Here is a 17,580-nt window from a genome sequence, read left to right as displayed (position 1 = left end):
CCCTTGGCGGGACGCGGGGCGGACTCAGGCCAAGAACACGACGTGACAGATGAAATCGCAGCCGATTGGGATGTTGAACACAATGCCTTGACCGTCCCATCAGAGACTTATCCATAGTCCGATGGCGGGACCGATTCCGGACTCTTGTCGCACGAGCGCAGTGACGCCGCCTGGGTGCCGTCAGGCCCACAGGTTCTCCGGATGAACTCCATCAGCACCTCGGCGCGCCGGACTGGGCGTGGACCGATGGACAAGGGCGCGGCGCACATATCGCATCAGGGTCTTGGGATGAGTCCCGAACGTGGTCTCTCCTGAGATGCACGTGTTTCGTCATGCTGGTCCCGCGTGCCTGGTGGCCAAAGCAAAGACCCGGTCGACTTGAAGCCGACCGGGTCTGCTGGGGAGCGATGGGGGGCAGGGGGACGTCAGGTGGGCGTCTGCATGCCTTGGATCAAAAAGTCGAAGTACGGACCAGCCAGGGCGGCCTCCTCGGTGCCGAGCAGGGCGACGGCGGCATCCTTCATGGTGCGCATGGCTTCCACCATGCCGGGCATCGGCACCCCGAGACTGTTGTACATCTCTCGGGCACCTTCCAGACCGATCTTCTGGATCAGCTCGGTGCTGCCGGCGAGCACGCCGTAGGTCACCAGCCGGAGATACCAGCTGTAGTCGCGCAGGCACTGGGCACGCTGCTTCTGGCCGTAGGCGTTGCCGCCGGGGGCCACGTAGTCAGGCTTGCGGGCGAAGAGCTGCTTGGCGGCCTCGTCGACGATCTTCTTCTCGTTCTCGGTGAGCACACGCACCACCGCCAGCCGCCGGGAGCCGCCGCTGAGGAAATCCACCATGCTGCGGAGTTCTCCGCTGCTGGGATAGCGCAGTTGATCATCCGCCTGGAGAATCAGGTCCCGAACGACGCTCATCACAGCGACCAGATGCCCGCGCACTCTATCGAGCCCGGCCAGTCCCTTCGGCGGCGCTGACAAAGGTGTAACGGCCCTTTGCACGCCGTAGGGTCCCTGCTGAGGCGAGCGGCGGCTGATGGCCAGCACAGGGGCAGCTGATCAGCGGAGCGTGGACCCCCTGCTGCCCGGAGGGCAGCTCGAGAACCGCGTCTCCGGTCTGTCCCATGACGGCCAGGGCGTGGTGCGCCACGACGGCCAGGTGCTGTTCGTGCCCGGCGCCCTGCCCGGGGAACGGGTTCGGCTGCGGTTGCTGCGGCGCACGCGCAGCCACTGGACGGCCACCTGCACCGCTGTCCTGGAACCGTCACCGCAGCGGCGCCGGCCTCCCTGCATCCTCGCCGAGCGCTGCGGTGGCTGCAGCGTCCAGCACCTGGAGGAGGCCGCCCAGCGCAGCTGGAAACGCCAGAAGGTGATCGATGCCCTGCAGCGCATCGGGCGCCTGGGCAACGACTGCGAGCAACTGGTGGCCCCGACGCTCGGGGCGGGTGATGGGCTGGGCTACCGCAACCGGGCCGTGCTGCCCCTCGAACGCGGCAGCGACGGTGCGCTGAAGGCCGGCTACTACCGCCCCGGCAGCCACCGGATCGTGAACCTCAACCACTGCCCGGTGCTGGACCCCCGCCTCGATGCCCTGATCGCACCGCTCAAAGGCGACCTGGAGCGCAGCGGCTGGCCGGTGGACCGCCACCTCCAGGCCGGCGGCGGGCTGCGCCACCTGGGGCTGCGGCTGGGGGTGCGCAGCGGCGAGCTGCTCGTGACCCTGATCAGCAGCCATGCCCAGCTCCCGGGTCTGGAGGCGCTGGCCGGCCGCTGGCTGGAGCGCTGGCCGCAGCTGGTGGGGGTGTGCCTGAACATTCAGCCCGACCCCACCAACACCCTGCTGGGCCCCACCACGCTGGAGCTGGCCGGCAGAGGCTGGGTGCTGGAGCACTTCGCGGGGCTGACGTTCGAGGTGGGGGCCGACACCTTCTTCCAGGTCAACACCGCCCAGGCGGAGCAGGTGGTGCCCCTGCTGCAGACCGCCCTGAGGGATGACCCACCCGGGGTGCTGATCGACGCCTACTGCGGCATCGGCACCTATGGGCTGCCCCTCGCCGCAGCCGGCTGGCAGGTGCTGGGCATCGAGCGCGGCGCCGCCGCGGTCGCTCTGGCCCGCCGCAACGCGGATCGCAACGGCCTGGGCGATCGCTGCCGGTTCGAGGAAGGGCCGGTGGCGGAGCTCCTGGCCACAGCCATCGGCCGCTGCCGGGCCCTGTTCGTGGATCCGCCGCGCAAGGGTCTGGAGCCCACGGCCCTGGCCGCGATCCGGGCGCAGCCTCCCGCCACCCTGCTCTATCTGAGCTGTGATCCCGCCACCCTGGCCCGGGATCTGACCCAGCTCGCCGGTGCCGAGGGACCGTATCGGCTGGAGAGCGTGCAGCCCATCGACTTCTTTCCTCAGACCAGCCACGTGGAGTGCCTGGCCGTGCTGCGTCTCAGCGCAGCTGGGCACCCAGCTGCTGCTCCAGGGCCTGGCAGATGAGCCCGTGGGCCTTCTCCACCTCCTCTTCGGTGAGGGTGCGGGCGGCATCCCGGTAGCGCAGCCGGAACGCCTGGCTGCACTGGCCGCTGCCCACCTGCTCGCCCTCGTAGCGGTCCATCAGCTCAGCCTTCTCGAGCAGGGGCCGGCCCGCCTTGCGGATCACGCCCAGAAGGTCGGCGGAGCTGGTGCCGACAGGCACCACCAGGGCCAGGTCGCGCTCGGCAGCGGGCACCGTGGCAAAGGGGGCGAACGCGGGCTGCCAGCGGTTGCGGCGGGTGGCAGCCGTGAGCAGTGAGGTCAGCTCCAGCTGGAACAGGTAGGTGGACTCGAGGAGATCGAGCGACTGGGCAGCGGCGGGATGGAGCTGAGCGAACCAGCCGGCGGCGCGGCCTTCCACCACCAGTTCGGCCGCCCGCCCGGGATGGAGCAGATCGGCAGAGACCCGCCCGGAAGGGTCCAGCCGCCGGTCGTCCACCGGCAGCTTCAGGGAGCCGAGCGCCTGCTGCAGCACGCCGCGGGCGCGGTGGTAGTCCGGTGCAGACGGCTTGCCGCTGGTGGTCCAGAGCTCGGAGCGGCGCTCGCCGCAGATCACCCCCACCAGCAGGGTGCGGCCGTCACGGGACCCCTGCCGGAACACCTGGCCGATCTCGAAGGCCCAGAATCCCGGCTGGCCGCTCTGCAGGTTGCGGCGAGCCGCCGCCAGCAGCTCCTCGTGCAGGTTGTCGCGCAGGTGGCCGTAGTCGGCCAGAAGCGGATTGGCCAGGGGGATGCGGCCCTCGCCCGCCGGCACCAGGGAGAAGCTGCACGCTTCCTGCAGGCCGGCGGCGCAGAGGGCGCGGCGCAGACGTCGCTCCGCCTCCTGCGCGGGGTCGAGACCGCCGGGCTCGATCGGATCGGGCAGATGGCAGGCGAAGTGGTCATAGCCGACGAGGCGGGCCACCTCTTCGATCAGGTCCACTTCCCTGCGCAGATCCGTGGCCCGGGAGGGCGGCACCTGCACCTGCCAGCCGTCCTCCATGGCCTCCAGCTGGCAGCCGATGGCCTCCAGGGTGCCGGTGATGCGCCCATCCTCCAGGTCGCAGGGCTCGCCGTCCACCAGCACCGGGCCCAGCAGGTTGTGCAGGGCATCGCGCCGCAGCGTCACCGGCTGGCCTGGGCCGGGCGCCCGGCGGTGCAGCCAGCGGCCCTGCACCGTGGCGCCGGCCAGGTGCCGCAGGAGCGCGCAGGCCCGGTCGGCGGCGGCCAGGGTGGCCTCCAGGGGCAGGCCCTTCTCGAAGCGGATGCTGGCCTCGGTGCGCAGCCCCACGCTGCGGGCCGACTGGCGCACCCTCTGGGCCGGGAACACCGCCGCCTCCAGCCAGATCGCGCTGGTGCCCTCGTGTACGGCCTCCTCGCTGCCGCCCATCACTCCGGCCAGGGCGATGGGACGGTCGGTGTAGGTGACCACGAGAGCGGCCGCGTCCAGCTGGCGCTCCTCGCCGTCGAGGGTGGTGAGCCGCTCGCCGGTGCGCCCCTGCCGCAGACCCACGGCAGCCGGATCGGCAGTGCGCCCGCCGGCACCGGCCAGCCGCTCGCTGTCGAAGGCATGCAGGGGCTGCCCGGTTTCGAGCATCACCAGGTTGGTGATGTCCACCACGTTGTTGATGGGCCGGATGCCGGCCTTCTCCAGGCGCCGCTGCAGCCACAGCGGCGACGGCTCCACCCTGAGACCGGTGAGAACGGTGAGGCTGAACAGCCCCCCCTCCTCCATCGCCGCCAGGGCATCGGCATCGGCATTGGAGTCCAGGAGCTCCGGGCTGCAGGCAGGCTCGACGGGCTGGAAGCGGGTGCAGCCGCCGCTCAGCGCCGCCACCTCCCGGGCGATGCCCTGCATCGACAGCCCGTCGGGGCGGTTGGCGGTGATCGCCAGCTCCAGCACCTGGTCGTCGAGCCCCAGGCTGGGCCCCACCGGTGTACCCGGGGCTGGAACATCCTCCAGCAGCTCCTCGAGAACGGCGATGCCACCGGAGCCGTCGCTGAACCCCAGCTCCGCCAGGGAGCAGATCATGCCGCTGCTGGCCACACCCCGCAGCACCGCCGGCTTGATGGTGAGGTTCACCGCCGGCAGGGTGGTGCCCACGAGGGCCACCGGCACGTGAATGCCGGCGCGCACGTTGGCGGCACCGCAGACGATCTGCAGGGGGTCGTCCGCCCCCACGTCCACCACGCAGACGCTGAGCTTGGCGGCATCGGGATGGGGGTCGCGGCTGAGCACCCGGCCCACCACCACCCCGGCCGCGCGGGCGGCCAGATCCTCGATCGCCTCCACCTCGAAGCCGGCGATCGAGAGCCGCTCCGCCAGGGTGGCGATGTCCAGATCGAGCGCGCTCCGGCCGTCTGCAGCGCACACCAGTTCCCGCAGCCACTGGTGGGAGACCCGCATGACCCGCTTCCTGAACAGCCCAGCCGCGGATCCTAGGCAGCGGCGCAGGGGCCAGCCATCACCGGTCAGGTGGACAGGTACTGTGGATCCTTGTCCATTCGCTTCGCTGACGCGGCGCAACGTCCTTCATGGCTAAGAACAAGGGCGTCCGGATCGTGATCACTCTCGAGTGCACGGAATGCCGGTCCAACCCCGCCAAGCGGTCTCCGGGGGTGTCCCGCTACACCACCGAGAAGAACCGCCGCAACACCACCGAACGGCTCGAGCTGAAGAAGTTCTGCCCGCACTGCAACAAGTCCACCGTTCACAAGGAAATCAAGTGACGGGCGGCCAGTGATCGGCAGCTCGCCGGATCGATCCGGCGAACGCTGGTCCACGCAGCGGCTTCTGTTCTCCTCTTCTTCTTCACTCCCATGGCCGGCACCTTTTTCAAGAAGCGTCTTTCGCCCATCAAGCCGGGCGACCCGATCGACTACAAGGATGTCGATCTGCTCAAGAAGTTCATCACCGAGCGCGGCAAGATCCTGCCCCGGCGTCTCACCGGGCTCACCGCCAAACAGCAGCGCGATCTCACCAATGCGGTGAAGCGCGCCCGCATCGTGGCCCTGCTTCCCTTCGTCAACCCGGAAGGCTGAGCGGCGTCTGGCCCAGGAGCCCCTCCATCCCGGTGACCTGACCGGACTGCTGCTCGAGCGGGCAGGCGAACGCCATCCCGCTCTGGGGGTGGTTCAGGCCATCCACGGCTCCAAGGTGCAGGTGGTGGTGGGCTGGGCCGCCAGGCCGCTCAGCCTGCCCCGCCGTGACGTGCAGCGCATCTGCGGCCTGCCTCCGGCGGAAGCGGCTCCTCCGCGGCTGGGTGTGAGCCCCTGGAGCTTCAGCGAGGCCGGTCTGTCCGCGGCCCAGCCGCGCCAGCGCGACATCGGCGCCGCCTGGTGGCTGATGGTCGAGCAGGGCGAAGGCGACATCAGCCTGGCCGAATGGTGCGACCTGGTGCTGGGTGGCCGGCAACCGCTGCAGCTGGCGGCCGGCTGGCTCTGGCTGCAGGGCCCGCAACTGTGGTTCCGCATGCGGCAGCAGGGCATCAGCGCCCGCCCGGGAGATGACCTCAGGCCCCTGCGGCAGCAGCGGCGCCAGGCCTGGCTGCAGCAGCGGCAGCAGCAGCACTGGCATGGCCTGCTGCGGCAGCGTCAGCCGATCGACGCCGGGGCCCTCGGCCCCAGGCAGCGCGAGGAACTGGAGCTGCTGCGGCGCTGGGCGGGGGAAGACACGGACACCGCCCTGCCCACCGAGCTCCACCGGGCCCTGCAGGCCGCGCACTGCACGGCCGACAGCGGCGGCATCCGGCACCTGCTGGTGGATCTGGGCCAGTGGTCCCGCCATCACTTGCCTTCGCTGAGCCGCAGCTGCTGGGAGCTGGGGTTCTCCGCCGACCTGGAGGCCGAGGCGGAGCGCCTGGCTTCTCTGGCCGACGGGGAGCTGCCCGGCGATGCGCTGCGGGTCGATCTCTGCAGCCAGCAGGGCGTGACCATCGATGACGACGACACCCTCGACGTCGATGACGGCCTGGCCCTGGAACACCGCGCCGACGGCCGAACCAGGATCTGGGTCCATGTGGCCGATCCGGGCCGTCTGGTGCCGCCCGGCTCGCCCCTCGATCTCGAGGCCCGGCGCCGGGGCACGAGCCTGTATCTGGCCCGGGGCACGCTGCCCATGTTCCCCCCCCTGCTCAGCCACGGGCCCTTCAGCCTGCGGGCCGGCCGTCGCTGCCCCGCCTGGAGCCTGTGGGTGGAGCTCGACGAGGAAGGCGCCGTGGCCGCCAGCGGCATCTGCCGCAGCTGGATCAAGCCCCGCTACCGGCTCTCCTATGCCGATGCCGACGAGCTGATCGAGCTGGCGCCGCCCCAGGAACGTCAGCTGGCCGAGCTCCATGCCCTGCTCGCCCGGCGCCGCCGCTGGCGGGTGGCCCGGGGGGCGCTGCTGCTCGATCAGCCGGAGGGCCGCATCCGCGACCAGGACGGCGCCCCTGCGCTGGAGATCAGCGAACCGGGCCCGTCGCGGCAGATGGTCGCGGAGGCGATGATCCTGGCCGGAGCGGTCGTGGCCGAGCACGGCCGGGACCACGACCTGGCCCTGCCCTACCGCAGTCAGCCGCCGGCGGAGCTGCCGCCGGCCCATGAGCTGGAGGCGTTGCCGCCGGGCCCGGTGCGCCATGCCGCCATCAAGCGCTGCCTCAGCCGCGGGCACACCGGCAGCCGCCCGGCAGCCCATTTTAGCCTGGGTCTGGCGGCCTACGTGCAGGCCACCTCACCGATCCGCCGCTACGGCGACCTGGTCGTGCAGCGCCAGCTGGAGGCCCAGCTGCAGGGAGGGGTGCCCCTGGATGCCGATGCCGTGCTGGGTCTGATCGAAGAGCTGGAGAGTCCCACCCGCCAGGCCATGCAGATCAGCCGCGAGGACCAGCGTCACTGGCAGCAGGTGTGGTTCGAAGCCCATCCCGGGGAGCAGTGGCGCTGCTGCTTCCTGCGCTGGCTGCGGGAGCAGGACCGGCTGGGCCTGGTGCATGTGGAGGACCTGGCCATGGATCTGCCGGCGCTCTGTCCCGAAGGCTGCGAACCGGCCACCGGCCTGCTGCTGCGGGTGCAGCAGGTGGACCCCCTGCGGGATCAGCTCAGGCTGGTGGCCGGCCGCTGAGGCGAGCCTGCCGGCCTGAGCTCAACGACAGCCTGGGCTGATCAGCCGGCCAGCCGCGACACCCGCAGCCACGGCCCCCAGGGGTTGGCCACGCCCATCAGCCGCATTGGCCCGCCGGCGGCCTGGCCCAGCCAGTGGTGCAGGGCAGGCTCTAGGGTGATCAGGGGCCAGCTGCAGGGAGCCTGGGCGTCTGCGTCGCCGTCGGTCTCGAGGCGGTAGCCGCCCGTGCCGTCCACCACCAGAGTCCCGACCCAGAGGCGCTCATGCGCTTCGGAGGGGGCGTGGCGCGGGTCCAGATCCGCCTCCAGCGCACCGGCACGCTTCGCCGCTGCGGGCAGCAGGCCGCCGGCATCCAGAAGAGCGGGATCGGCCAGCGCCGCCCGCTGCCGCTGCCGCCAGGCGGGGTGATGCCAGGGGGTGTCCCAGAGCGGCAACGGCCCCGCCGGCGCCAGGGGATCGGCGATCAGGGCTTCCTGCAGCCGTCGCCGGGGCAGATCCGCGGGCAGGCAGGGGCTCTCCAGGCAGAGGGCGGCCGCCAGCCCCGCCGCCTGGCCGATGTTGAGGATCAGCGGCTGCAGGCGGGTGGCGCCGTTGGCCATGTGGCTGACGCTGAAGCACTTGTCGGCCGCCAGCAGGTTCACCGTGTCGCGGCTCACCAGGGCGCCGTAGGGCACCGCGAACGGGGTGCCGCTCCAGCGCCCGCCCCAGCGGCAGCTCTTGGGGGCCAGGGGCCAGTCCGGACCGGGATAGTGGTGGTCGTTGGCGTAGTTGCCCACGGCGATGGCCGTGATGCCTTCGGCATCGACCGGCAGCGGGGCGATCGAGGCACCGGCGCCGCCGGGCAGCAGCTGCTGCTCGATCACGGTCTCGAGTCCCTCCAGCCGCCGCCCCTCGCGCCAGTAGGGCATCAGCGCCAGCGGTGAGGGCCCGTCCAGGTCCGGGCTGCCGGGCAGCTGTGGGAACACCGGCGCGGGCTCCAGCCAGTCACCGCTCGCCTCCCCGAGGGCGGCAGCGAAGGCCAGGCTGTGCTGCTGCATGGCGGCGAAGAGCTGCGTTTCGGCCTCGCCCGCGCCCGCGCCCCCGGCATCGGCATCGGCATCGGCAGCGGCAGCGGCAGCGGCAGCGGCAGCGAAGGCCCGCTCCAGGCCCTGGTGCCAGTCGTTGCCGTGCAGCGGCCAGTTGAGCATCACCAGATCGCCAGGCAGCCGGCCGTAGGTGATCGTGCGCTCCAGGCCGAAGGCCTCGGCGGCCGCCTGGAACGGCTGCGCCGGAGCGGAGGCCGGATCAGCGCAGCGCCGGTCCGCCCGCAGTCGCCCCATGGCTACCCAGGTGGGCGACTGCACCGGGTGCTGCCGGAAGAAGGGCTCGGCCGCCAACCGTTCGGCGCTGGGGGCGCTGGGCTCCTGCCACGTCTCCCGGCTCTCCCAGCCGAAACGATGGGCGCTGCCGGCCAGGGCGATCAGCTCGCCGCGGTCGCTGCCATCGATCACCAGCTGCGGCGCCACCAGCAGCCGTTCCCCCCGGCGCTCCAGTTCCAGCAGCGTGATGCGGTCGCCGCGGCGCCGCACCGCCCGCAGCCGGCACTGGGGCCACCACTGCAGGCCCGGCGCCGACGCCACCCAGCGGCGCAGGATGCGCTCGGCCGTGGCCGGGCGGTAACCGAAGCAGCTCACCCAGTTGTGGTCGAGGCCCTCGGGCTCCTCCCGGGCCAGCTGCCGCAGCAGGGCACCCCACAGCCCCGTCTGCCAGGGGCTGAGTTCGTTGCCGTCCGGGCAGCACACCCCCGCCGCGCTCACCATCCCCCCCAGCCAGGGCCCTGGGGTGAGCAGCAGGGTGCGGGCACCGCTGCGGGCCGCCTGGATGGCCGCCGCGGCGCCGCCGGTTCCCCCTCCCCACACCACCACGGGGATTTCTTGATCGGGCATGGAGGTGGAGGGGGTGGAGAAGGGGTGGGCTGACGGCGATGGGTAGGATCCGGGCCAGGCGCAGGGTTCCCCGGATCGGTTCCTGATCGGCCGGGTCGGACAGGCCTGACGGCTGATCGTCAGGGCGCCGAGATGGCGGCCGAGCGCGCCTGGAGGCCCCGAAGGCCATCGACCGCCGCATGTCCTACACCCTCACCACCCCCCTCTACTACGTCAACGACCGGGCGCACCTGGGCAGCACGTACACGACGCTGGCCTGTGACGCGATCGCCCGCCACCGGCGCCTGCGGGGTGAGCGGGTGACCTTCATCACCGGCTGCGACGAGCACGGCCAGAAGATCCAGCGCACGGCCGAGGCCGCCGGCCTCTCGCCCCAGGCCCACTGCGATGCCGTGAGCGAGGGCTACCGGGAACTCTGGAAGCGCTGGCAGATCAGCTTCGACCGTTTCATCCGCACCACCGATCCGCGCCACCGGCAGCTGGTGGAGCAGTTCTTCGCGCGGGTGGAGGCCGCCGGCGACGTGGTGGAGGGCCGCCAGCAGGGCTGGTACTGCGTGGCCTGCGAGGAGTTCAAGGACGACCCCCACGAAGCCCAGGATCCGGAATGCCCGATCCACCGCCGGCCGCTGGAATGGCGCGACGAGGTCAACCTGTTCTTCCGCCTGTCGCGCTATCAGGGGCAGATCGAGGCGCTGATCCGGCGCCCCGGCTTCATCGCCCCGGCCAGCCGGCAGAAGGAGGTGGAGAACTTCGTGGCCCAGGGGTTGCGTGACTTCTCGATCTCCCGGGTCGACCTCCCCTGGGGCATCCCCGTGCCGGGCCACAGCGGCCACACCTTCTACGTGTGGTTCGACGCCCTGCTGGGCTATCTCACCGCCCTGCTGGAGCCTCAGGAGCCGGTGCAGCTGGAGCGGCTGCCGGAGCGGGGCTGGCCGGCCCAGCTGCACGTGATCGGCAAGGACATCCTGCGCTTCCACGCCGTCTACTGGCCGGCGATGCTGCTCTCGGCCGGCCTGCCGCTGCCCGTGCGGGTGTTCGGGCACGGCTTCCTCACCCGCGAGGGCCAGAAGATGGGCAAATCCCTCGGCAATGTGCTCGATCCGGAGGTGCTGCTGGAGCGCTGCGGCCGTGACGCCGTGCGCTGGTACCTGCTGCGCGACATCGCCTTCGGCGACGACGGCGACTTCCAGCAGCAGCGCTTCAGCGACCTGGTGAACAGTGATCTGGCCAACACCATCGGCAACCTGCTCAACCGCACCAGCTCCATGGCCCGCAAGTGGTTCGCGGCGGCCGTGCCGCCCGCCGGCGCGGCGGAGCTGGCGGATCACCCCCTGGCCGCGGCGTCACAGGAGGCGGCCGCAGCGGTGAACCGCTCCCTTGAGAACCTGGATTTCCGCGCGGCCGCCGAGGCGATCCTGGAGCTCGCCGGCGTCGCCAACGGCTACCTCAACGACAGGGCGCCCTGGAAGGCGATGAAACAGCCGGGCCAGGAGGAGGCCGTGGCGGCCGATCTCTATGCCGTGCTGGAGGCCAGCCGCTGGGTGGCCGTGCTGCTGGCGCCGCTGCTGCCGGAGCTCTCCGGTCGCATGCTGCAGCAGCTCGGCCTGCCGCCCTTCCTGTCCGACGCCCAGGCCTGCGCGGCTGGGAGCGGCTGGCTGGAGGCCCAGCACTGGGGCCTGCTGGCCAGCGGTTCACCCCTCCCCGAGCCCGAGCCGGTGATGCAGCGGCTCGAACTCGACGCCCCGCTGTGACCCGCCGCCGCGGTGCCGGCACCAGCGCCGCCGGGGTGCTCAGCCTCAGCCTGCTGGGCTGCGCCCCCACGCCACAGGCCCCACCGCCTGTCCAGCCCTTCGTGTTCAGGGCGCTGAACCTTCGCCAGCAGGATCCCCAGGGCAGGCCCCTGTGGCGGCTCAGCAGTCCGGAAACCCGCTACGACCTGAGCCGCAAGCTGGCTCAGTCGCGCGATCTCACGGGCGTGCTCTACGAGCAGGGCCAACCGCTGTACCGCTTCTCGGCCGCCAACGGCGTGGTGCTCAACGACGGCGAGCTGGTGCAGCTGGAGGGGCCGATCCGACTGGAGCGGCTGGACAAGGAGCGCCCCCTGGTGGTCACCGGCCTGCGGCTGCGCTGGTACCCACGCCAGGAACGCATGGAGATCGACCGGGATCCCCGGGCCACCAGCGGCGATCTGCAACTCACCGCCGGCACCGCCCGCTTCCTGATCGATCAGGACCGGCTGGAGCTGCGTCGCAGCCCCCGGTTGAGCCGGGGAGGAGAGGAGCCCCTCCAGCTGGACATGCGTGAGCTGGACTGGCTGGCGGAAGGCGCCCGACTGCTGGGGAGGGGGCCGGTTCTGGGCCGGCGGACCCTCGCCGGTGGAGCGGTGCAGACCCTCACCGCCCCAGGCTTCACGGGCAGCACCAGTGAGCAGACCGTCGATCTGCAGGCACCGGTGCGGCTGGAGGATCCCAGCCGGGAGGCCGTGATGGAAGCCCGCGCCACCAGGCTCGACATCCCCCGCCGGCAGGTGTCGAGCAGTGAACCGTTCCAGGGCCGTTATGGGACGGTGCAGTTCAGCGGATCCGCATTTCGCCTCGATCTCGGCGCCGAAACCGTGCAGGTGCAGGGCGCCTGCCGCCTGCAGCAGCCGGGCGACCAGCTGCAGGCGCAGACCTGCCTCTGGAACTGGGGCAGCGGCCAGGTGTCCGCCAGCGGCGGGGTGGTGCTGCGCCGCCAGGCCAACGGCCTGGAAACCAGGGCCGAGCGCCTCCAGGGGCGCATCGCCTCCGATGGGTTCGCCCAGTTCACCAGCCCGGGCGGACGGGTGCGCACCGAACTGCAGCTGCCCGGTACCGCCGCCGGTGCCGCCGACGAACCCCTGCGGATCAGACCGGATCGGGATCGCTCGCGGCCGCGTCCGCCAGCATTTCAGCTCTGAGCCGGCGGGCCCAGCCCTCCACCCAGGTGAGATCACTGCGGCTGAAGCAGCGGGCCGACCACCCCCCCAGCAGCACCAGCCCCTGATCCTCAAGGGGCTGCACGAGCACGGCGGGCAGCCCAGGCAGCAGGCTCTCGAACTCATCCCGCCCTGGATAGAGCGCCAGGTTCACCAGCGAGATCACCTGCCGCTGCTGCAGCGCACGGGTGCAGATGGGGCCGGGGACGAACGGCGTGTCCACCAGCAGGCCGCGGCGCAGCAGCACCGTTCCCTGCCACCACACCAGCACCACGGCCGCCGGGCTGGCGGTGAGCAGCATCTGGCTGCCCCAGCCCAGTTCCTGCCGCACCCGCTCCGGCAGGTCCGGCGCCAGCACCAGACCTTCCTGCCCCTGCAGCGGCGCCCGCAGCGCCGCCTCCGGCACGGCCCGCGTCCAGAGCGCCGCCACCAGCATCAGCCCCACCGCCAGCAGTGCCGCCAGCACTCCGGCGCGGGTGAGAGGGGGCTCCGGCAGGGGTGCACTGAGCTGATTCACCACCACCAGCAGCAGGCCCGCCAATCCCGCACCGAGGGTCACCCTGGCTGGCATGGGAAGGGCCATGACGGCGGCGGCACAGGATCGACGACAGGCGGCAAACTAGGGCCAGCCGCCCTCCGGCCCTTGATCCGCTCCCTGCTGCTGGCCCCACTGGCAGTCCTGCTGCTGCTCTGGCCCTTCGCCCCGGCGCTGGCCGTCTCTGCCGCCGATTTCCCCGAGCCCGCCCCGCAGGAGCGGGTGATCGATACCGCCGCGGTGCTCAGCCGCGCGGCCAGCGCCGAGGTGAGTCGGCAGCTGGAGAGCTTTCAGGGGGAGCGCGTCGATGCCCGGCTGGTCACCGTCAGCCAGCTCGACTACGGCCTGACCCTGCCTGAGCTTGGCCGCGAGCTGGTGGAACGCTGGAGCGATCCGGCCCAGGGCCGCGCCCAGCTCCTCTTCCTGATCGACAGCCAGACCAACTCAGCCGCCGTGGTCGGCTCGGCGGACCTCAACGGCAGGCTGGCTCCGTCCCTGCTGCGCAGCACCGGCCGCACCACCATGGTTCAGCCGATCCGCGATGGCGGCAGATACCGCCAGGCCAGTCTCGACGGCATTCAGCGGCTGCTGACGGTCATCCAGGGTGGGGAGGATCCCGGGGAGCCTCAGGTCGCCGCCGTCGTGACGGCCCCCAGCAACGTGCCCAGCCGGGAGGAGACCGCCTCCAGCAACGCGCTCACCTGGGTGCTGGTGCTGCTGGTGGTCGGCGCCATCGTGCCGATGGCCACCTGGTGGGTGTTCTCGCGCTGAGTGTTCTGACGCTGACCTTCAGCAGCCGAGCCTGCTCCTGGCCCCCGGGGCGCTTCACATGGGTCTGACCGATTGGATGGGCACCTTCAGCAGGGCCAGGGACCGCCAGATCGGCAGGGATCTCCAGCGTGCGGTGGAGGCGGCCCGCACGATCGAGGCGATCGAACGGGAGCACTTCAGCAGCCGTCCCGTGCGGTTCGATCAGGACCTGCCCCTCCCCCGCGCCACCCAGGCCCAGCTGCGCCGTCGCTTCCAGGCGGCCCTGCTCGTGTGCCGGTCGGCCCTGGGCGATCTGGAGGAGCAGCGCTCAGCGCTCGGCAGCGAGGCCGAGCGGCAGCTGCGCGGGGTGGAGGAGGTGCTGGAGCGCTACGACCCCTCCCGGGCCCAGCCTGCGCCAAGGCTCAGCCGGGCGCCGGACGTGCTGCCCCGCAGCCTGCTGGGAATGCTCGACAACCTGCGCCGTCAGCTGGATCCGCAAGCCGAAGCCAACCTGCTGGAAGGGTTTCGCCGCCGCCGCGACGCCACCCTGGTTTCCCTGCGCATCCTGCTGCTGCTGGTGCTCGTGCCGCTGTTGATGCAGCAGCTCAGCCGCTCCCTGGTGGTGTCGCCGCTGGTGGACCGGCTGGCGCCCGATACCCCGTTTCTCACCTATCCCAGACCGGCGCTGGAGGAAGCGGCCGTCGAGCAGCTGCGGGTGTACAAGGAGGAGGTGGAATTCGATGCCCTGCTGCGCGGCAGGCCGGTGCCGCAGCCTGAGGAGATGCACAGCCTGCTGGCGGAACGGGCCCGGTTGCTGAAGGAAGAGGCAGACCAGAGCAGCTCCGAGGCGGTGAAGAATGTGCTCTCCGACCTGGTAGGCCTGCTGGGTTTCGTGCTGATGTGCCTGCTGGGCCGCCGGGAGATTCAGGTTCTGAAGGCCTTCCTCGATGAGCTCATCTATGGCCTCAGTGACAGCGCCAAGGCCTTCGCGATCATCCTGTTCACAGACATCTTTGTGGGTTTCCACAGCCCTGAAGGCTGGACTGTTCTGCTGAACGGACTGGCCCATCATCTGGGCCTGCCAGCACAGGAGAATTTCATCATGTTGTTCATTGCCACCTTCCCGGTGGTGCTGGCCACCGTCTTCAAGTACTGGATCTTCCGCTACCTCAACCGCGTGTCGCCTTCTTCGGTGGCCACCCTGCGCAACATGAACGGCGGTGGCTGAGATCGCGTCGCTGGAGCTGATCACCGGGCCCGCCCGCAGTGGCAAGAGCCGCTGGGCTGAGCACCGCGCAGGGGGCACCGGCCTGCCGGTGCACTATCTGGCCACCGGCCCGCTGCTGCCGGAGGACCCCGACTGGCAGGAGCGGCTGGCCCGCCATCGCCGCCGCCGGCCGGCCGGCTGGCGCTGCCTGGAGGTGGGTGCCGACCTGGCGCCTGCGCTCTCCGCCGTGCCGGCCGGCGAGGTCGCACTCGTGGACTCGCTGGGCACCTGGGTGAGCTGGGGCCTGGATGAGGATGACCGGAGCTGGGAGGAGCGCGTCAACAGCCTGGTGACCAGCCTGGCGGCCTGCCGCGCCCGTGTGCTTCTGGTGAGCGAGCAGACGGGATGGGGGGTGGTTCCGGCCACGGCGATCGGCGGGTGCTTCCGGGATCGCCTCGGTGCCCTGGAGCAACGGCTCAGCGGCCAGTGCCGCCATCTCTGGCTGGTGGTGGCCGGCCGGGCCCTGGATCTGCTGCCCAACAGTGCGCCGGTTCCCCCTGATCCGCGGATGTCCTGATCCCCGGATGCCGAGATCCCCGATGCCGAGATCCCCGATGCCCTGACCGCCGATGCCCCGCGTGGTGCTGTTTCAGCCCCAGATCCCACCCAACACCGGCAATGTGGCCCGCACCTGCGCCGCCACCGCTCAGGAGCTGCATCTGGTGGAACCGCTGGGCTTCGAGATCAGCGATCGCCGTCTGCGCCGGGCCGGGCTCGACTACTGGCCCTGGGTGCCTCTTCACCGCCATGCCGACTGGGAGCACTGCTGCCGCGAACGGCAGCGCCGGGGCGGACGCCTGGTGGCCCTGACGGCCCATGCCCAGCACAGCTACGCCGCCTACCGTTTCGCTGCCGACGACTGGCTGCTGTTCGGCCGCGAGAGCGATGGCCTGCCGCCGCAGCTGCTGCAGACGGCCGACGTCTGCCTGACGATCCCGATGGCCCGCTCCAGGCACCATCCCGGCGGCGGCGTGCGCAGCTTGAACCTGGCCTCGGCGGTGGCGGTGGTGCTGTTCGAAGCCCTGCGCCAGCTCGGCGAACTGGAGATTCCCTGATCCCGCTCCCCATCGGCCCGGCGCCACCGGTGGCAGCCCGGGTGCCTGGTGAACTTGCTGCTCCCTTGCCCGTCCGCTACTGTCTGCGCGGTCCAGGGATGCAGGCTTCTCCACTGGGCTTTGTCGTTTGGGGACAGATCGAATGAAGCCGAATCACACACTTCACAAGGGTTTGTTGCTTCTCCTGCCGGGAGTTGTCGCCTTACCTGCCATCAGTTTCGCCGTATCTCAGCGCAGCTCCACAGAGCTGCCGCTGGAACAGCAGCTGCTCTCCTTCTCCGCCGTCCAGCCAGGAGAGCCTGGTGACGCTGCAGCCGCCGTCAAGTCTTCCGACACCCTCACGGCCTCTCTCCTCCCCCCCCCGCCACCGCCGGCCAGCGAGCCGCCGGCCTGGCGCAGCGACTCGGCCTCTCCTGAGCTGCTGGCGGCGCTTCCCGCCTCCGACCGGGTGTGGATGCGCGTGCGGCGTCCGGTGAGCGTCAGCGAACTCTCCAGCCAGATCGGCGTTCGCAGCCAGGTTCTGGCCAACCTCAACGACGTGGGCACCAGCCACCGCTTCCAGAGCGATGAGTGGGTGGTGCTGCCCAGCCAGCAGAGCCGCTTCGCCCAGCAGGTGGCGGCACTGGACAGCTCCAACCAGCGGCGCACGCCGCCGCCGCCCACCGCTCCGCCGCCGGTGCAGACCAAGGGCGTGGTGAGGCTGGGCGACACCCTGCTGCAGATCGCCCAGCGCTACGGCCTCACCATGCAGGAGCTGCTGCGCTTCAACCCGGGTCTGGACACCGCCCGCCTGGTGGCCGGCACCGAGATCCAGCTCGTGCAGGCGGCTCCGGTGCGCCAGCGTGCCGTTCTCGGTCTGCGTCCCAGCACCAGCGGTGGTCTGAGCTGGCCCGACCAGCCCGACTTCGGTGAACCGCAGCAGCCCTTCGACAACCGCGGCGCCAACACCTGGATCTGGCCCACCACCGGAGTGTTCACCTCCGGTTACGGCTGGCGCTGGGGGCGCATGCACCGGGGCATCGACCTGGCCAACAACGTCGGCACGCCGATCAAGGCCGCACGCAACGGCCGTGTGGTGTTCTCGGGCTGGCATGACGGCGGCTACGGCTACCTGGTGACCCTCCAGCACCCCGACGGCAGCCGCTCGCTCTACGCCCACAACAGCCGGCTGATGGTGAGCAGCGGCCAGGAGGTCGCCCAGGGCACCGTGATCGCGCTGATGGGCAGCACGGGCCGCAGCACCGGACCGCACCTGCACTTCGAGATCCATCCTCCCGGCTCCTCGGCGGTCAATCCGCTCAACTTCCTGCCACCCCGCGCCTGATACACTCCTGTCACCGCGGCTCGGTAGCTCAGCTGGTTAGAGCGTGGGATTCATAACCCCAAGGTCGGGAGTTCAAGTCTCCCCCGAGCCATTTCGGTGTCTTCTTCAGCACGGATCCAGCCGATCTGATGCCTGTCCGCTGTGACTATCGGCTTCAAACCCGAAGATGCC

15 protein-coding genes and 1 tRNA gene are annotated in these 17,580 nt (G+C 71.0%); 12 read left to right on the top strand and 4 right to left on the bottom strand.

What is annotated here, in order from left to right:
- Nucleotides 1–425: 425 nt before the first annotated feature.
- Nucleotides 426–920 (bottom strand): allophycocyanin subunit alpha-B, encoded by a 495-nt coding sequence (apcD, locus tag KBY90_RS03685; protein WP_254967109.1) that lies wholly within the window; start codon nt 918–920, stop codon nt 426–428.
- 151 nt (nt 921–1,071) lie between these two features.
- Between apcD and rlmD the strand changes: the two genes are divergently transcribed.
- Nucleotides 1,072–2,484 carry a 23S rRNA (uracil(1939)-C(5))-methyltransferase RlmD gene (gene rlmD, locus KBY90_RS03680; RefSeq protein WP_254967108.1) on the top strand — a complete coding sequence of 471 codons (1,413 nt, stop codon included), beginning with the start codon at nt 1,072–1,074 and terminating at the stop codon, nt 2,482–2,484.
- Here the strand turns inward: rlmD and pheT are convergent.
- Nucleotides 2,438–4,906: a phenylalanine--tRNA ligase subunit beta gene (pheT, locus tag KBY90_RS03675; protein ID WP_254967107.1), complete on the bottom strand. Its 2,469-nt coding sequence runs from the start codon at nt 4,904–4,906 to the stop codon at nt 2,438–2,440. The two genes, rlmD and pheT, sit on opposite strands and share 47 nt — an antisense overlap.
- 128 nt (nt 4,907–5,034) lie before the next feature.
- On the opposite strand from pheT, the gene rpmG reads away from it, so the two are divergent.
- The 3 genes from rpmG (at nt 5,035) to KBY90_RS03660 (ending at nt 7,597) form a co-directional block, all read left to right on the top strand.
- A complete protein-coding gene (gene rpmG / locus KBY90_RS03670; protein WP_006910077.1) occupies nt 5,035–5,229 on the top strand; it encodes a 50S ribosomal protein L33 in 195 nt (64 codons plus the stop codon).
- 90 nt (nt 5,230–5,319) lie between these two features.
- Complete coding sequence (gene rpsR, locus KBY90_RS03665; protein ID WP_254967106.1) at nt 5,320–5,541, top strand: 30S ribosomal protein S18; 222 nt, start codon at nt 5,320–5,322, stop codon at nt 5,539–5,541.
- Between the two features lie 88 nt (nt 5,542–5,629).
- Nucleotides 5,630–7,597 (top strand): ribonuclease catalytic domain-containing protein, encoded by a 1,968-nt coding sequence (locus KBY90_RS03660; RefSeq protein ID WP_254967105.1) that lies wholly within the window; start codon nt 5,630–5,632, stop codon nt 7,595–7,597.
- A gap of 41 nt (nt 7,598–7,638) precedes the next feature.
- Here KBY90_RS03660 and KBY90_RS03655 read toward each other — a convergent pair whose 3' ends face one another.
- Complete coding sequence (locus tag KBY90_RS03655; RefSeq protein WP_254967104.1) at nt 7,639–9,522, bottom strand: FAD-dependent oxidoreductase; 1,884 nt, start codon at nt 9,520–9,522, stop codon at nt 7,639–7,641.
- A 179-nt stretch (nt 9,523–9,701) separates the two neighbouring features.
- Here KBY90_RS03655 and KBY90_RS03650 point away from each other — a divergent pair, with 179 nt between their 5' ends.
- Both KBY90_RS03650 and lptC read left to right on the top strand, forming a co-directional pair.
- Nucleotides 9,702–11,273 carry a methionine--tRNA ligase gene (locus tag KBY90_RS03650; protein ID WP_254967103.1) on the top strand — a complete coding sequence of 524 codons (1,572 nt, stop codon included), beginning with the start codon at nt 9,702–9,704 and terminating at the stop codon, nt 11,271–11,273.
- A complete protein-coding gene (gene lptC / locus KBY90_RS03645; RefSeq protein ID WP_254967102.1) occupies nt 11,270–12,460 on the top strand; it encodes an LPS export ABC transporter periplasmic protein LptC in 1,191 nt (396 codons plus the stop codon). The genes KBY90_RS03650 and lptC overlap by 4 nt, the downstream gene beginning before the upstream one ends.
- Here the strand turns inward: lptC and KBY90_RS03640 are convergent.
- Complete coding sequence (locus tag KBY90_RS03640; RefSeq protein ID WP_254967101.1) at nt 12,408–13,061, bottom strand: cofactor assembly of complex C subunit B; 654 nt, start codon at nt 13,059–13,061, stop codon at nt 12,408–12,410. The two genes, lptC and KBY90_RS03640, sit on opposite strands and share 53 nt — an antisense overlap.
- A 60-nt stretch (nt 13,062–13,121) precedes the next feature.
- Between KBY90_RS03640 and psb32 the strand changes: the two genes are divergently transcribed.
- The 6 genes from psb32 to KBY90_RS03610 all read left to right on the top strand — a co-directional run bounded on the left by psb32 (nt 13,122) and on the right by KBY90_RS03610 (nt 17,500).
- Nucleotides 13,122–13,784: a photosystem II repair protein Psb32 gene (psb32, locus tag KBY90_RS03635; RefSeq protein ID WP_254967100.1), complete on the top strand. Its 663-nt coding sequence runs from the start codon at nt 13,122–13,124 to the stop codon at nt 13,782–13,784.
- Between the two features lie 58 nt (nt 13,785–13,842).
- Nucleotides 13,843–14,991 (top strand): proton extrusion protein PcxA, encoded by a 1,149-nt coding sequence (locus KBY90_RS03630; RefSeq protein ID WP_254967099.1) that lies wholly within the window; start codon nt 13,843–13,845, stop codon nt 14,989–14,991.
- Entirely contained in the window at nt 14,984–15,547 is a 564-nt protein-coding gene (gene cobU / locus KBY90_RS03625; protein ID WP_254967098.1) for a bifunctional adenosylcobinamide kinase/adenosylcobinamide-phosphate guanylyltransferase, read from the top strand. The genes KBY90_RS03630 and cobU overlap by 8 nt, the downstream gene beginning before the upstream one ends.
- A gap of 52 nt (nt 15,548–15,599) precedes the next feature.
- The gene (locus tag KBY90_RS03620) at nt 15,600–16,085 is read left to right on the top strand and encodes a tRNA (cytidine(34)-2'-O)-methyltransferase (protein WP_254967097.1); all 486 of its coding nucleotides are present in this window, start codon (nt 15,600–15,602) and stop codon (nt 16,083–16,085) included.
- 172 nt (nt 16,086–16,257) lie between these two features.
- A complete protein-coding gene (locus KBY90_RS03615; RefSeq protein WP_254967096.1) occupies nt 16,258–17,409 on the top strand; it encodes a peptidoglycan DD-metalloendopeptidase family protein in 1,152 nt (383 codons plus the stop codon).
- Nucleotides 17,410–17,426: 17 nt separating this feature from the next.
- A tRNA-Met gene (locus tag KBY90_RS03610) sits at nt 17,427–17,500 on the top strand.
- The last annotated feature ends 80 nt before the right edge of the window (nt 17,501–17,580 follow it).

This window comes from Cyanobium sp. CH-040, assembly GCF_024346135.1.
Taxonomy (GTDB): Bacteria; Cyanobacteriota; Cyanobacteriia; order PCC-6307; family Cyanobiaceae; genus NIES-981.
The sequence above is the reverse complement of the archived record's forward strand: the minus strand, read 5'-3'. Positions and strand labels throughout refer to the sequence as shown.